This is a genomic window from Litchfieldia sinesaloumensis, assembly GCF_900156865.1.
GTDB lineage: Bacteria > Bacillota > Bacilli > Bacillales > Bacillaceae_L > Ferdinandcohnia > Ferdinandcohnia sinesaloumensis.
The window spans coordinates 949,722-963,903 of sequence record NZ_LT732529.1; the positions used below are offsets into that span (position 1 = coordinate 949,722).

At 36.7% G+C, this 14,182-nt stretch carries 16 protein-coding genes; all 16 read left to right on the forward strand.

The features are described from left to right. Positions 1 to 68 precede the first annotated feature (68 nt). A complete protein-coding gene (gene lepB, locus CZ490_RS04680; protein WP_077617797.1) occupies positions 69 to 602 on the forward strand; it encodes a signal peptidase I in 534 nt (177 codons plus the stop codon). A gap of 51 nt (positions 603 to 653) precedes the next feature. Next, complete coding sequence (gene ylqF, locus CZ490_RS04685) at positions 654 to 1,496, forward strand: ribosome biogenesis GTPase YlqF (RefSeq protein WP_077617798.1); 843 nt, start codon at positions 654 to 656, stop codon at positions 1,494 to 1,496. An 84-nt stretch (positions 1,497 to 1,580) separates the two neighbouring features. Then, positions 1,581 to 2,357: a ribonuclease HII gene (locus CZ490_RS04690; RefSeq protein WP_077617799.1), complete on the forward strand. Its 777-nt coding sequence runs from the start codon at positions 1,581 to 1,583 to the stop codon at positions 2,355 to 2,357. After that, positions 2,354 to 2,956 (forward strand): hypothetical protein, encoded by a 603-nt coding sequence (locus CZ490_RS04695; protein ID WP_142255335.1) that lies wholly within the window; start codon positions 2,354 to 2,356, stop codon positions 2,954 to 2,956. The genes CZ490_RS04690 and CZ490_RS04695 overlap by 4 nt, the downstream gene beginning before the upstream one ends. Beyond that, on the forward strand, positions 2,953 to 3,243 hold the full coding sequence (locus CZ490_RS04700; RefSeq protein WP_077617801.1) for an EscU/YscU/HrcU family type III secretion system export apparatus switch protein: 291 nt from the start codon (positions 2,953 to 2,955) through the stop codon (positions 3,241 to 3,243). The genes CZ490_RS04695 and CZ490_RS04700 overlap by 4 nt, the downstream gene beginning before the upstream one ends. Before the next feature lie 291 nt (positions 3,244 to 3,534). Then, positions 3,535 to 4,695, forward strand: coding sequence for an ADP-forming succinate--CoA ligase subunit beta (sucC, locus tag CZ490_RS04705; protein WP_077617802.1), 1,161 nt, complete (start codon positions 3,535 to 3,537; stop codon positions 4,693 to 4,695). Positions 4,696 to 4,712: 17 nt separating this feature from the next. Continuing rightward, positions 4,713 to 5,615 (forward strand): succinate--CoA ligase subunit alpha, encoded by a 903-nt coding sequence (sucD, locus tag CZ490_RS04710; protein ID WP_077617803.1) that lies wholly within the window; start codon positions 4,713 to 4,715, stop codon positions 5,613 to 5,615. A gap of 71 nt (positions 5,616 to 5,686) precedes the next feature. Continuing rightward, positions 5,687 to 6,580, forward strand: coding sequence for a DNA-processing protein DprA (gene dprA, locus CZ490_RS04715; protein WP_077617804.1), 894 nt, complete (start codon positions 5,687 to 5,689; stop codon positions 6,578 to 6,580). A gap of 183 nt (positions 6,581 to 6,763) precedes the next feature. Next, positions 6,764 to 8,839, forward strand: coding sequence for a type I DNA topoisomerase (topA, locus tag CZ490_RS04720; RefSeq protein WP_077617805.1), 2,076 nt, complete (start codon positions 6,764 to 6,766; stop codon positions 8,837 to 8,839). 171 nt (positions 8,840 to 9,010) lie between these two features. Next, positions 9,011 to 9,913, forward strand: a complete 903-nt coding sequence (xerC, locus tag CZ490_RS04725; protein WP_077617806.1) for a tyrosine recombinase XerC — start codon at positions 9,011 to 9,013, stop codon at positions 9,911 to 9,913. 18 nt (positions 9,914 to 9,931) lie between these two features. Further along, entirely contained in the window at positions 9,932 to 10,474 is a 543-nt protein-coding gene (hslV, locus tag CZ490_RS04730) for an ATP-dependent protease subunit HslV (RefSeq protein ID WP_077617807.1), read from the forward strand. A 13-nt stretch (positions 10,475 to 10,487) separates the two neighbouring features. Further along, a complete protein-coding gene (hslU, locus tag CZ490_RS04735; RefSeq protein ID WP_077617808.1) occupies positions 10,488 to 11,885 on the forward strand; it encodes an HslU--HslV peptidase ATPase subunit in 1,398 nt (465 codons plus the stop codon). Between the two features lie 22 nt (positions 11,886 to 11,907). Then, positions 11,908 to 12,687, forward strand: coding sequence for a GTP-sensing pleiotropic transcriptional regulator CodY (gene codY / locus CZ490_RS04740; RefSeq protein WP_077617809.1), 780 nt, complete (start codon positions 11,908 to 11,910; stop codon positions 12,685 to 12,687). Positions 12,688 to 13,018: 331 nt separating this feature from the next. Beyond that, the gene (flgB, locus tag CZ490_RS04745; protein ID WP_077617810.1) at positions 13,019 to 13,414 is read left to right on the forward strand and encodes a flagellar basal body rod protein FlgB; all 396 of its coding nucleotides are present in this window, start codon (positions 13,019 to 13,021) and stop codon (positions 13,412 to 13,414) included. Between the two features lie 2 nt (positions 13,415 to 13,416). Then, the gene (gene flgC, locus CZ490_RS04750) at positions 13,417 to 13,866 is read left to right on the forward strand and encodes a flagellar basal body rod protein FlgC (protein WP_200801546.1); all 450 of its coding nucleotides are present in this window, start codon (positions 13,417 to 13,419) and stop codon (positions 13,864 to 13,866) included. Positions 13,867 to 13,909: 43 nt separating this feature from the next. After that, positions 13,910 to 14,176, forward strand: coding sequence for a flagellar hook-basal body complex protein FliE (gene fliE, locus CZ490_RS04755; RefSeq protein WP_234987287.1), 267 nt, complete (start codon positions 13,910 to 13,912; stop codon positions 14,174 to 14,176). Positions 14,177 to 14,182: the final 6 nt, after the last annotated feature.

Consider the following 14,182-nt stretch of genomic DNA (forward strand, 5'->3'; position numbering starts at 1 on the left):
TAATACATAATTAATGGTGAAAAAAAGCTATTCTATATAGAGAGAAAAGAACAGGTGGAGGAGCAATGATGGCCAAACAAAAAAATGAACTTTGGGAGTGGATTAAGGCGTTAGCAGTTGCTGTTATTTTAGCAGCAGTTATACGTTATTTTTTCTTTGCACCGATTGTAGTAGACGGGCTATCAATGATGCCAACTCTTCATCACCAAGACCGTATGATAGTCAATAAGATTGGTTATAAGGTCGGTGAACCTGAACGCTTTGATATAGTTGTCTTTCACGCTACAGTTGAAAAGGACTATATTAAGCGTATTATTGGATTACCAGGTGATCGAATTGAATACAAAGACGATATCCTCTTCATTAATGGAGAACCATACCAAGAACCATATCTTGATGAATATAAGAAGAATTTAATTGACGGTCCTTTAACAGACCCATTTATTTTAGAAGAAGTACCAGAAGGGCATTTGTTTGTCATGGGAGACAATCGTCGTTATAGCAAGGACTCACGCCATATTGGTCCTGTACCTATTGGTGAAGTCCTGGGAGAAACAAGTTTAATCTACTGGCCACTTTCCGACTTTGGCATCGTTAAATAGGCATCGAACAGAATGTATACAAAAATTAACCAAATAAGTTGGTGAAGTAATATGACAATTCAATGGTTTCCTGGCCACATGGCTAAAGCAAGAAGACAAGTTACCGAAAAACTCTCATTAATTGATATCGTATTCGAACTTGTTGATGCTAGAATTCCGGCATCATCACGAAACCCAATGATAGATGAAATTATCAAAAATAAGCCAAGGCTTCTACTGTTAAATAAAGCAGACATGGCCGACCCAAAAATTACAAAAGAATGGCTGGAGTATTACAAAGAAAATGGTGTACATGCCCTAGCTATTAACTCACAAGCAGGCAATGGGATGAAGCAAATCGTAAGTGAATCAAAGCTAATCCTCAAAGATAAGTTTGACAAAATGGCTGCGAAGGGGATACGACCACGTGCGATTCGTTCTTTAATTGTTGGTATCCCGAATGTTGGAAAATCAACTTTAATTAATCGCTTAGCTAAGAAAAATATCGCTCAAACTGGTGATCGACCTGGGATCACGAAGTCTCAACAGTGGATTAAGGTTGGAAAGGAATTGGAACTTCTTGATACACCAGGGATCCTATGGCCAAAATTCGAAGACCAAGAAGTAGGCCTTAAATTAGCTACTACAGGTGCAATTAAAGATACTATTTTAAACTTACAAGATATTGCAGTATATGCTCTTCGATTTTTAGAGGAAAACTATCCGGAAGCCTTAAAGGATCGCTTTAATCTAGAGGAAATACCGGAGGACATTGTAAGTTTATTTGATGAAATTGCTAAACGCCGGGGTAGTATGATGTCCGGTGGTTTAATAGACTACGATAAGACTGCAGAATTAATAATCCGAGAAATTCGAACTGAAAAACTAGGCAGGCTCACATTCGAACAACCATAAAAGGTTCGCACAATGCGAGCCTTCATTTTTTTTTACAAATGACGATATTAATTACATAGAGATTTATTAATTGAAGGTGAAGAAATGGCAGAATTAACGATAAAAGAGATTGAAAAGAAATTAACTTCAATACAAGACGAAAAAGATGAGTTTCTTAAAGATTGCGAACAAGATACCCGAAAAGGTGTTCAGGCTCTAGTCCAGCGTTGGAAAAAGAATAAGGCTGAGGAAAAGGCATTGGAGCAACAATATAAGGATATGACCCAGTATGAACAAGCGCTATATAAAAAGGGATATAAGCTTATTGCAGGTGTAGATGAAGTAGGTCGTGGTCCGTTGGCAGGTCCAGTTGTAGCTGCAGCAGTTATTTTACCACAAGACGCCTATTTACCAGGTATAAATGATTCAAAGAAAATAACTGAACAAAAAAGGGAAGAATTATTTAAACAGATAACTGATTGTGCTATTTCGATTGGAATTGGAATTATACCGGCTAATGTAATAGATGATGTAAATATTTTACAAGCAACTAAACAGGCGATGAAGAAAGCACTTTTGAGTTTGTCTGAAAAACCTGACCATCTTCTAATAGACGCACTAGAACTGCCAATCGAAATTCCTCAAACTTCAATTATAAAAGGGGACTCAAAAAGTGTCTCAATCGCAGCAAGCTCAATTATTGCTAAGGTGACAAGGGATCGTTTAATGGTAAGATTAAGTAATGATTATCCACAGTATGGATTTGAAAAACATATGGGCTATGGTACTGCATATCATCTTGAAGCGTTAAAAAAATATGGGATAACAAATGAACACCGTCGTTCGTTTGCTCCGGTTCGAGAGTTAATAGAGTATAAATGATGCTACCAATCAATGTAATCCAAACACTAATTAAGAGTGGAGCCATTCAACAGCTTCACTCTTTATCAAATGTAAATTCAGGAGAACAAAAGCCACAAAATCCTACTCCAAAGATCCTAAACCTAATGCAAGCTATTAAGAATGATACGACTGAAAATAGTCTCCAACATGGCTCACTACAAAAGACGGACACTGTAGAACTAACTACAAGTGAATCTAGCCAATTTCTTCAACAACAAATTACGATTCAAACCAAAGAATATGAAAATATCTATTTACGTATGTCTGGAAGGAAAAAAAATGATAAGCTTGATCCTGATTTTTGCCGTCTGCTTTTTTCTCTTGTACTCAAAAATTTAGATGAAGTGGTCATAGATGTAAAGGTTCAAAATCGGATTATCTCACTAACAATTTTTAGTCACGCACAGGGAATTGAGTCTTTAGTTGGTGAACTAAGGTCCTCCCTTCAAAAGAATCTAGAATCGATAGGTTATCAGCTTTCCTCTGTAAAAATAGGGAATGTAGGAGTGTCTGCCGGTGACGAAAAGGTTGAAAAAAGCTTAGCTAATCTTCAAGAAAGAGTGGATTGTAAAATATGAAAAAGCTGATTCAGAAGGAAGAGATTAAAGCTGTTGCTTTGTCATATGAAGATAAAATGGATGCTGAGCCTAAGGTAGTTGCAAAAGGTAAAGGGTTGATTGCGCAGAATATAATAAAGAAAGCTCAGGAAAATAATATCCCTATACAAGAGGACTCTGCTTTAGTAGAGTTGTTGGAAGAACTTAGTCTAAATGAAGGGATACCTGAGGAATTATATCAGGTCATTGCGGAAATCTTTGCTTTTGTTTACAACATGGACAAAACCATAGGTGTATCCAAAAAATAGTTTCTTGGAATAGTATTTTTGTCGATTTTAACATAAAAAACAACAAATTCAAGCGAAACGGTAGACAAGTAGACTTTTCAGTTATAAAATGAAAGCGCAGTCTAATTTTTGTCAATTTAGCGTCATTCTTATCTGGGAGAAGCCCGGGTATTAAATGATGTAATTTTCTATGCAAAGAAGATTTTTCGGAATACTTCTAATTGTCATAGAAAGTTTAAAAAAGAAAATGTATAATAACATTTGGACTGACAAATTATTCTTTGCTTTTTACATAAGAATGGAGGATGGGAAATGAATATCCATGAGTATCAAGGAAAAGAGATCCTCAGACAATATGGGGTAGCTGTTCCAAATGGTAAGGTTGCGTTCACAGTTGATGAAGCTGTTGAAGCTGCTAAAGAGCTTGGCTCCCAAGTTTGTGTAGTTAAAGCACAAATTCACGCAGGGGGTCGTGGTAAAGCTGGTGGGGTTAAAGTAGCAAAAAACCTAGATGAGGTACGTGAATATGCAAATGAAATTCTAGGTAAAACGCTTGTTACACACCAAACTGGTCCAGAAGGAAAAGAAGTTAAACGTCTTCTTATTGAAGAAGGCTGCGATATTAAAAAAGAGTACTATATTGGACTAGTACTTGATCGTGCGACCTCTCGTGTTGTTTTAATGGCATCTGAAGAAGGTGGAACAGAAATTGAAGAGGTTGCTGAAAAAACACCTGAAAAGATTTTCAAAGAAGTTATCGATCCGGTAGTTGGATTATTACCATTCCAAGCACGTCGAATTGCTTTCAATATTAATATTCCAAAAGAATTAGTAAACCAAGCTGTTAAGTTCATGACAGCTTTATATACTGCATTCGTTGAAAAGGATTGCTCAATTGCAGAAATTAATCCTTTAGTCGTAACAGGTGACGGAAAGGTTATGGCACTTGATGCAAAATTAAACTTTGATGCTAACGCATTATACCGTCAAAAGGACGTATTAGAATACCGTGACCTAGACGAAGAAGATGCAAAAGAAATAGAAGCATCAAAACATGATTTAAGCTATATTTCACTAGATGGTAACATCGGATGTATGGTAAACGGAGCAGGTCTCGCGATGTCCACAATGGATATTATCAAGCACTATGGCGGAGAACCCGCGAACTTCCTTGACGTTGGGGGCGGCGCAACTGCAGAAAAGGTTACCGAAGCCTTCAAAATCATTCTATCTGACGAAAGTGTAAAAGGTATTTTTGTAAATATCTTTGGCGGAATTATGAAGTGTGATGTTATTGCAGAAGGTGTAATAGCTGCTACAAAAGAAGTAGGCTTGGAAATTCCTCTAGTAGTACGTCTTGAAGGAACAAACGTAGATTTAGGTAAGAAGATTTTATCAGAATCTGGTCTAAATATTACTGCTGCTGAATCAATGGCAGACGGTGCACAAAAAATCGTATCACTAGTAGGATAGAAAGGCAGGGGACAAACATGAGTGTTTTTGTTAATAAAGATACAAAAGTAATTGTTCAGGGGATAACAGGTGCTACTGCATTATTCCATACAAAGCAAATGCTAGAATATGGTACTAAAATTGTTGGTGGTACTTCTCCTGGAAAAGGTGGAACTGAAGTAGAGGGTGTTCCTGTATTCAATACTGTGAAAGACGCAGTCAATCAAACAGGTGCGACAGCTTCAGTAATTTATGTACCAGCACCATTTGCTGCTGATGCAATTATGGAAGCAGTTGATGCTGAATTAGATTTAGCAATTTGTATTACAGAGCATATTCCGGTATTAGATATGGTTAAGGTGAAGCGCTATATGGAAGGGAAGAAGACTCGTTTAGTGGGTCCTAACTGTCCAGGTGTAATCACTGCTGATGAATGTAAAATTGGAATTATGCCAGGGTATATCCACAAAAAAGGACATGTTGGTGTAGTATCACGTTCTGGTACTTTAACTTACGAAGCAGTACATCAATTAACACAAGCTGGAATTGGTCAAACAACGGCTGTAGGTATTGGTGGAGACCCTGTAAATGGAACAAATTTCATCGATGTATTAAAAGCTTTTAATGAAGATGAAGAAACATATGCTGTTATTATGATTGGTGAAATCGGAGGAACAGCTGAAGAGGAAGCTGCTGAGTGGGTTAAAGCAAATATGACTAAGCCGGTAGTAGGATTCATCGGTGGACAGACTGCACCTCCTGGAAAGCGCATGGGCCACGCTGGTGCGATTATTTCTGGTGGTAAGGGTACAGCTGCCGAAAAGATTAAAACAATGAACGAATGTGGAATTAAAGTTGCTGAAACACCATCAGTAATGGGTGAGACGTTAATTTCCGTTCTTAAAGAACAAGGTTTATACGAAAAGTGTAAAACTCACTAATAAAATACATGTATTGAGGCAGTTCACTTCTTCAGAACTGTCTCTTTTCTGATGTGAAAAAAGGAGAATTTATGAACAATTTACGCGAGAGGTTAATACATTTACACCACTGTCGAGGTATAGGCTGGAAATCTATATTTCAAATATTACAGAATGACCCCACACTTTCTACTATTTATAATACCCCTTCTTCTTATTATGAAAGGATCCTTCCTTTGTCTAAATCTCAAATGAATATTTTTTTAAAAGATTTGCATTCTATACCAATCCAAAGTATGCTAAAACAATATAGGAATAATAATGTGGGGATAATTACCATCTTTGATCAAGAGTACCCTCGTCTTTTAAAGGAAATTTATGATCCACCATGGGTATTATATACGGCCGGAGACACCGCATTGTTAAATAGCGAAAAATTATTGAGTGTTGTAGGCTCTCGTACACCATCAGCTACGAGCAAACAAAGTATGACAAAGGTGTTGGCACCTTTAATCAACCAAAGTTGGGTAATGGTTAGTGGTCTGGCAAGAGGAATTGATACGATTGCGCATCAATTGGCAATCTATCATAATGGGAAAACAATAGCTGTGATAGCTGGCGGACTTTATCATATCTATCCTCAAGAAAATAAACATTTAGCAACGACCATATCTCAAAATCATATAATAATTTCTGAATATCCACCAAATACAAGACCAGAAAAATGGCAGTTTCCGATGCGGAATCGAATTATAAGCGGTTTAGCACAGGGAACTCTGGTAGTTGAAGCAAAGGAAAGAAGTGGTTCTTTAATAACTGCCGATCAAGCACTCAACCAGGGCAGAGAGGTGTTTGCTATCCCGGGTTCAATTTTAGAACTTTCTTGCATAGGAACGAATAAATTGATCCAAACGGGAGCAAAACTAGTCCTCACAAGTGAGGATATTTTATCAGAAATTCATGTTAGTACTAAAAATAAATCATAATATTTGTATAAAAATTATCATAACAGTTTGACAAACTGCACATGAATATTTAATAATATGAAGGATTTAACTTTACATCAGTGAATCTATGCGCAAATACGTTAAAGCGCGTTTGATTATAAATATATAGGTAGGATTTATTATAAATGGGAATTTATTTTACCTCTAAGGAGGAAGCGTTACATGTCGGACTATTTAGTCATAGTTGAATCACCTGCAAAAGCGAAAACGATTGAAAGATACCTCGGTAAAAAATATAAGGTAAAGGCTTCGATGGGCCATGTAAGAGATCTGCCAAGAAGTCAAATGGGTGTAGATGCAAAAAATGATTTTGATGTAAAATATATTACAATTAGAGGAAAAGGCCCTGTATTAAAGGAATTAAAAACTGCGGCTAAAAAAGCAAAAAAAGTTTATCTAGCGGCTGACCCGGATCGCGAAGGGGAAGCGATTGCTTGGCACTTGGCGCACTCATTAAATCTAGATATCAACTCGGATTGTCGTGTAGTATTTAACGAAATAACAAAGGATGCCATTAAAGAATCTTTTAAACATCCTCGTCCAATTAATCAGGCATTAGTAGATGCTCAACAAGCCAGACGAGTTCTTGACAGATTAGTAGGATATAATATTAGTCCATTACTTTGGAAGAAAGTAAAAAAAGGATTAAGCGCTGGTCGCGTACAATCTGTTGCGGTAAGATTAATCATTGATCGTGAAAAAGAAATTCAAAGTTTCGAGCCTGAAGAGTATTGGTCAATTAAAGCTGACTTTATAAAAGGAAAAGAACAATTTGAAGGCCAATTCTACGGTGTCAATGGAAAGAAAGTAGAGTTATCTAATGAAGCGGAAGTAAAAAATATCATTTCGACAATTGAGGGGAACTCATTTACGGTATCCTCAGTAACAAAAAAGGAACGAAAAAGACATCCGGCTCCGCCATTTATTACTTCTTCTCTACAACAAGAAGCTGCTCGTAAATTGAATTTTCGTGCTAAGAAAACGATGATGTTGGCACAACAATTATATGAAGGAATTGATCTAGGTAAAGAAGGTACAGTTGGATTAATTACTTATATGCGTACAGATTCAACACGTATTTCTGAGACAGCTATTCAGGAGAGCTCGGAATATATTGAAAAAACATATGGAAAACAATATCTAACGGAAACAAAACGAAAAGAGAAAAAGGGTGCAAATTCTCAAGATGCACATGAAGGAATACGTCCCACATCAGTATTTAGAGAACCAAGTAGCTTGAAACAATACCTTGGTAGGGACCAATTACGCTTATATAAACTTATTTGGGAACGATTCGTTGCAAGTCAAATGGCTTCAGCAATAATGGATACGATGGGCGTTGATTTAAGCAATGGTGAAGTAGTTTTTAGAGCCACAGGGTCAAAAGTTAAATTTCCTGGTTTTATGAAGGTCTATGTGGAGGGAAATGACGACAATGTGGAAGAGAAGGAAAACATGTTGCCTGACTTAGTAGAGGGAGACCACGTTTTTTCAAAGGATATCGACCCAAAACAACATTTTACACAACCACCTCCGAGATATACGGAAGCAAGACTAGTTAAAACGATGGAAGAACTAGGTATAGGTAGACCTTCCACATATGCACCGACCCTTGATACAATACAGAAGCGGGGTTATGTTGCACTTGATAACAAGCGTTTTATTCCTACAGAATTAGGGGAAATTGTAGACGAATTAATGCTCGAGTTTTTCCCTAAAATTTTGGATGTAGAATTTACTGCAAAAATGGAGCATGATCTTGATGAAGTCGAAGAAGGAAGAACGGAATGGATCAAGATTATTGACGAATTCTATAAGGACTTTGAGAAAAGATTAGAGATTGCAGAAGCAGAGATGAAGGAAGTAGAAATTAAAGATGAACCCGCAGGTGTTGATTGTGAAAATTGCGGTCATCCAATGGTTTATAAAATGGGCCGTTATGGGAAGTTTATGGCGTGTTCAAATTTCCCTGATTGTCGTAATACTAAGCCAATTGTGAAGGAAATTGGTGTACCTTGTCCGAAATGTGAAAAAGGAAATATTGTGGAACGAAAAAGCAAAAAGAAGAGAATCTTTTACGGCTGTGACCAGTATCCAGAATGTGATTTTCTTTCTTGGGATAAGCCGCTACCTCGGAAATGTCCGAAATGTGAAAGCTTGTTGGTTGAGAAGAAACTCAAAAAAGGTATACAAGTTCAATGTGCCCAGTGTGACTACAAAGAAGAACCTCAAAAATAAGATTGCGGTTGGTGAGCCATATCAAAGGCTCACCATTTTACTTGTTTAAGAAAAACCTGCATTAAGCCTATTTCTTACGCAATTCAGAATTTTGTAAAAAAATCAGAGTTTTTATTTGCAAGGGGTTCTAAATTGTGATAATATTTAGTAGCCCTTGTGAGGTGAAAAATAATGGAGAATGTGAACAAATCGTTACAGTTATTCAAAGAATATTTACAAATCGAGAAAAATTATTCAGAATATACTATTGTGCATTATGAACAATCTATTGAACATTTTTTTCAGTTTCTTAACCGAGAATCAATCTCGAATTTAACAGATGTAACATATTCGGATGTGCGTTTGTATCTTACTGAGCTATATAAGGAACAATATGCAAGACGTACTGTTGCGAAGAAAATATCAACACTACGCAGTTTTTTTAATTTTCTTCTAAGGGAAAAACATATCTCTCAGAATCCTTTTAAATTGGTTTCGTTACCTAAAAAAGAGCAAAAGCTCCCGCATTTCTTATATGAGGAAGAATTGGAGAAGCTGTTTGGAGTCTCGGATGTTTCTACGGAATTAGGGCAGCGTGATCAGGCTTTGTTGGAATTGTTATACGCGACTGGGATACGTGTGAGTGAATGCTGCAAGCTTACACTAGGGGATTTAGATTTTTCGTTAGGAACCGTGTTTGTTCACGGCAAGGGGAATAAACAACGTTATGTTCCTTTTGGGAGTTATGCAGAACAAGCACTTACAACTTACATATCGAATGGTCGCAAGACATTGCTAGAAAAAGCATCGGCTCATACAAACCATTTATTCCTTAATTTTCGTGGTGGACCTTTAACAACAAGGGGAGTCCGGCTCATTTTAAATAATATGATAAAAAAAACTTCTTCAACCATACATATTAGTCCACACGTATTAAGACATACATTTGCTACACACCTTTTAAACGAGGGCGCCGATATGAGGTCTGTACAAGAACTGCTTGGTCATGAAAACCTTTCATCTACACAAGTCTATACGCATGTAACAAAAGATCATCTGCGGAATATTTATATGTCCTCACATCCACGTGCATAAGGAGGTTGTTTAAAGAAAATGTCGAATTTTCATGCAACAACAATATTCGCTGTAAAACATAAAGGTAAATCAGCAATGGCAGGAGATGGTCAGGTAACCTTTGGAAATGCTGTTGTGATGAAGCATACAGCAAGAAAGGTTCGGAAACTTTTTCAGGGTAGAGTTATTGCGGGGTTTGCTGGTTCTGTTGCAGATGCTTTTACACTATTTGAAATGTTCGAAGGTCGCCTTGAAGAATTTAACGGGAATTTACAAAGAGCTGCAGTAGAACTCGCGAAGGAATGGAGAAGTGACAAAGTTCTACGTAAATTAGAGGCAATGCTAATTGTTATGGATGAGAAAGATTTGCTTCTTATTTCTGGTACAGGTGAAGTCATAGAACCAGACGATGGCATATTAGCCATCGGATCGGGCGGGAATTATGCTCTTTCTGCTGGTAGGGCATTAAAGAAATATTCTGGTGAACATTTAACGGCTCGAGAAATTGCGAAAGCTTCATTAGAAATAGCAAGCGAGATTTGTGTGTATACAAATGAAAACATTATAGTTGAGGAACTATAAGGAGGGGATTTCATTGAAGACAAACTTAACCCCAAAGCAAATAGTGGAAAAGTTGGATCAGTACATTATTGGTCAAAATCAAGCGAAAAGGGCAGTATCAGTAGCATTAAGGAATCGATATCGTCGAAGTCTACTTGAAGAAAAGCTTAGAGATGAAATCGTACCAAAGAATATCTTAATGATTGGACCGACAGGTGTTGGTAAAACTGAGATTGCACGAAGACTTGCAAAATTAGTCGGTGCTCCGTTTATTAAGGTAGAAGCTACCAAGTTTACTGAAGTTGGATATGTTGGACGTGATGTTGAATCGATGGTTCGAGATTTAGTCGAAACAGCCGTCCGCCTAGTAAAAGAAGAAAAAATGGCTGAGGTATCAGAGCGAGCTCAAGAAAATGCTAATAAGCGTCTAGTTGAATTACTTGTCCCTAGTGCTAAAAAGCAAACAACCTATAAAAATCCACTAGAAATGTTATTTGGTGGAAATAGTGGGGAGCCCGAAGTCGAAAAGTCTTCTGAAGAAGACAACGTGAGTGAGAGTAGGAAGCGAATGGCTCATAAGCTTGCACTGGGTGAACTTGAAGATTATTACGTAACAGTTGAAGTTGAAGAGCAGCAGTCCTCAATGTTTGATCTTCTTCAAGGTTCAGGTATGGAACAAATGGGGATGAATATGCAGGATGCGTTTAGTAATTTAATGCCCAAAAAACGCAAAAAACGTAAACTAACAGTTAAAGAAGCACGTAAAGTATTGACGAACGAAGAAGCAGCAAAGTTAATCGATATGGATGAGGTTACACAGGAAGCGATTAACAGATCAGAGCAAACAGGTATTATTTTTATCGATGAGATTGACAAAGTGGCCGGTAAGAGTCATAATTCTTCTTCTGCGGATGTATCAAGAGAAGGGGTACAGCGTGATATTTTACCAATTGTCGAAGGTTCAACAGTTGTAACAAAATATGGTTCTGTAAAAACAGATCACATGTTATTTATTGCAGCTGGAGCTTTCCATATGTCAAAGCCTTCGGATTTAATCCCTGAATTACAAGGTCGTTTTCCAATTCGCGTCGAACTTACAAAACTAACCGTAGATGATTTTTACCGCATCTTAGTTGAGCCAGATAATGCGTTATTGAAACAATATTCAGCATTATTAGAAACAGAAGGTATACAACTTGAATTTTCTGACGATGCTATTCGTAAGATAGCTGAAGTTGCCTTCCAAGTGAACCAGGACACTGATAATATTGGTGCTCGTCGCCTACATACTATTTTGGAGCGGCTTTTAGAAGATTTATCATTTGAGGCACCAGATATTACAATGGAAAAGATCACGATTACACCCCAATATGTTGATGAGAAATTGAGTACTATCGTAAAAAACAAAGATTTAAGTCAGTTTATTTTGTAAGATTATCAGGAGGAACAAGTAAATGCCATTATTAGAAAGAACTAGAAAAATCAACGCTATGCTGCAAAATGCAGCTGGTAAGCCAGTAAATTTTAAAGAAATGTCAGAAACCCTACGTGACGTAATTGGAGGAAATGTATTCATATTAAGTCGCCGTGGAAAACTTTTAGGTCATGCCATCAATCAGCAGATTGAAAATGAAAGAATGAAAAAAATGATTGAGGATCGCCATTTCCCAGAAGAGTATACCCAAAGCCTGTTTAATATTAAGGAAACTTCATCAAACCTTGATATTGAAAGTGAGTATACTGCATTTCCAGTGGAAAACAAAGATTTGTTCAAGAGTGGACTAACTACAATTGTACCGATTATCGGTGGAGGCGAAAGATTAGGTACGCTTATACTCTCAAGACTTGACCAAAGCTTTGAAGACGATGATCTAATCCTAGCTGAATACGGTGCAACTGTTGTAGGTATGGAAATTCTTCGTGAAAAAGCAGAAGAAATTGAAGAAGAAGCTAGAAGTAAAGCTGTTGTACAAATGGCTATCAGTTCATTATCTTATAGTGAATTTGAAGCAATTGAACATATTTTTGAAGAGCTAAATGGTAACGAAGGATTGTTAGTTGCTAGTAAGATTGCTGACCGTGTTGGTATTACGAGATCCGTTATCGTTAACGCTTTAAGAAAGCTTGAAAGTGCTGGTGTGATTGAATCTCGTTCATTAGGAATGAAAGGTACTTATATTAAGGTACTTAACGATAAATTCTTATTAGAATTAGAAAAACTAAAGTCACATTAATTTAAATGCAAAAAGAAGATGGATTCTTCCATCTTCTTTTTTTTTGTTAAAATGTATAATTATTCGTTTAAACTCTATTAGCATATTTTGTCGACTTTTTGTAGTGGAAATAAGTACTTGTCTGTTTTTGTAAAATACACGTGAAACTTTAGACATGAAACACTATAATAAAGTGTGTGAAACGTGAGTAAAAAGACCTATATTTGTCGAAAAACATCACTTTTTATCATAAGGTTAATAGACAGATAGATTATATTTCATTACAATAATAAGAGTTAATACAATTCGTTATATATATTCGCAGGATAAGTATTTTTTGTGAGGGGATTAGATGAAACTTTTTTCTAATACGATTCATTCATTAGAGAAAGCATTGGATTATTCAACATTAAGACAGAAGGTAATCTCAAATAATATTGCAAATGTTGATACACCGAATTTCAAGGCACAAGATGTAAGTTTTAAAAATCTACTTTCAAATGAAATTGAAAGTCAAATGAGTGCAAACCGAACGCATGAAAAACATCTACAATTTACTGCGAGCAATCGTTCTAACGGTTCACTAATGACTAAGGCTGATACAGCCTATAATCACAATGGTAATAACGTAGATGTCGATAAGGAAATGGCATTATTAGCTGAAAATCAAATCTATTATAATGCTGTAACACAAAGAATCAGTGGTAAGTTCAACACATTGAAAACAGTCATAAAAGGAGGAAACTAAAAATGTCGATCTTTCATAGTCTTAATACAAGTGCATCAGCATTAACTGCTGGAAGGCTTAGAATGGACGTTATTTCCTCAAATATGGCAAATGTTGATACGACCAGAGGGAAATTGGTCGACGGCCAGTGGCAACCATACAAACGTAAAATGGTCGTGCAGCAGCCACAAGGTAATAGCTTCTCATCTTATTTATCGAAGGCAATGAACCAAGAAAAAGGTGGTAGTGGTACAAAAGTAACGGGTATCGTCGAGGATGATACTCCATTTCAACTTGTGTATAACCCGGAACATCCAGATGCAAACGAGGATGGGTATGTAGCACTACCAAATGTAGACCCTCTAAAGGAAATGGTCGATTTAATAAGTGCTACTAGATCTTACGAAGCAAATGTAACAGTATTTAATGCGTCAAAAGGGATGTTAATGAAAGCTTTAGAAATTGGAAAATAGGTGATATATCGTGATAGATAAAATTAATCTTGCAGCACCAGGTATTCTGTCGAAGCCTGGTGTACAGCCGAAAACCGCGAGCGTAGTACAAAAAGAATTTAGTAGTTTTTTAAAAGATGCAATAAACAATGTAAATGAGGCACAGCAAACTTCTGATAAGATGACGCAAAAGCTCATTAATGGTGAAGATGTTGATTTACATCAGGTTATGATTTCATCTGAAAAAGCGAGTGTGTCTTTACAGGCTACACTTCAGATTCGGAATAAAGTTATAGAAGCATACCAAGAAATTATGAGGATGCAGGTATGATCCGAG

What these genes read in the sequence shown, in the direction of transcription:
- lepB (WP_077617797.1), top strand. Translation starts at nt 69, where the DNA reads ATGGCCAAACAAAAAAATGAACTTTGGGAGTGGATTAAGGCGTTAGCA.
- ylqF (WP_077617798.1), top strand. Translation starts at nt 654, where the DNA reads ATGACAATTCAATGGTTTCCTGGCCACATGGCTAAAGCAAGAAGACAA.
- CZ490_RS04690 (WP_077617799.1), top strand. Translation starts at nt 1,581, where the DNA reads ATGGCAGAATTAACGATAAAAGAGATTGAAAAGAAATTAACTTCAATA.
- CZ490_RS04695 (WP_142255335.1), top strand. Translation starts at nt 2,354, where the DNA reads ATGATGCTACCAATCAATGTAATCCAAACACTAATTAAGAGTGGAGCC.
- CZ490_RS04700 (WP_077617801.1), top strand. Translation starts at nt 2,953, where the DNA reads ATGAAAAAGCTGATTCAGAAGGAAGAGATTAAAGCTGTTGCTTTGTCA.
- sucC (WP_077617802.1), top strand. Translation starts at nt 3,535, where the DNA reads ATGAATATCCATGAGTATCAAGGAAAAGAGATCCTCAGACAATATGGG.
- sucD (WP_077617803.1), top strand. Translation starts at nt 4,713, where the DNA reads ATGAGTGTTTTTGTTAATAAAGATACAAAAGTAATTGTTCAGGGGATA.
- dprA (WP_077617804.1), top strand. Translation starts at nt 5,687, where the DNA reads ATGAACAATTTACGCGAGAGGTTAATACATTTACACCACTGTCGAGGT.
- topA (WP_077617805.1), top strand. Translation starts at nt 6,764, where the DNA reads ATGTCGGACTATTTAGTCATAGTTGAATCACCTGCAAAAGCGAAAACG.
- xerC (WP_077617806.1), top strand. Translation starts at nt 9,011, where the DNA reads ATGGAGAATGTGAACAAATCGTTACAGTTATTCAAAGAATATTTACAA.
- hslV (WP_077617807.1), top strand. Translation starts at nt 9,932, where the DNA reads ATGTCGAATTTTCATGCAACAACAATATTCGCTGTAAAACATAAAGGT.
- codY (WP_077617809.1), top strand. Translation starts at nt 11,908, where the DNA reads ATGCCATTATTAGAAAGAACTAGAAAAATCAACGCTATGCTGCAAAAT.
- flgB (WP_077617810.1), top strand. Translation starts at nt 13,019, where the DNA reads ATGAAACTTTTTTCTAATACGATTCATTCATTAGAGAAAGCATTGGAT.
- flgC (WP_200801546.1), top strand. Translation starts at nt 13,417, where the DNA reads ATGTCGATCTTTCATAGTCTTAATACAAGTGCATCAGCATTAACTGCT.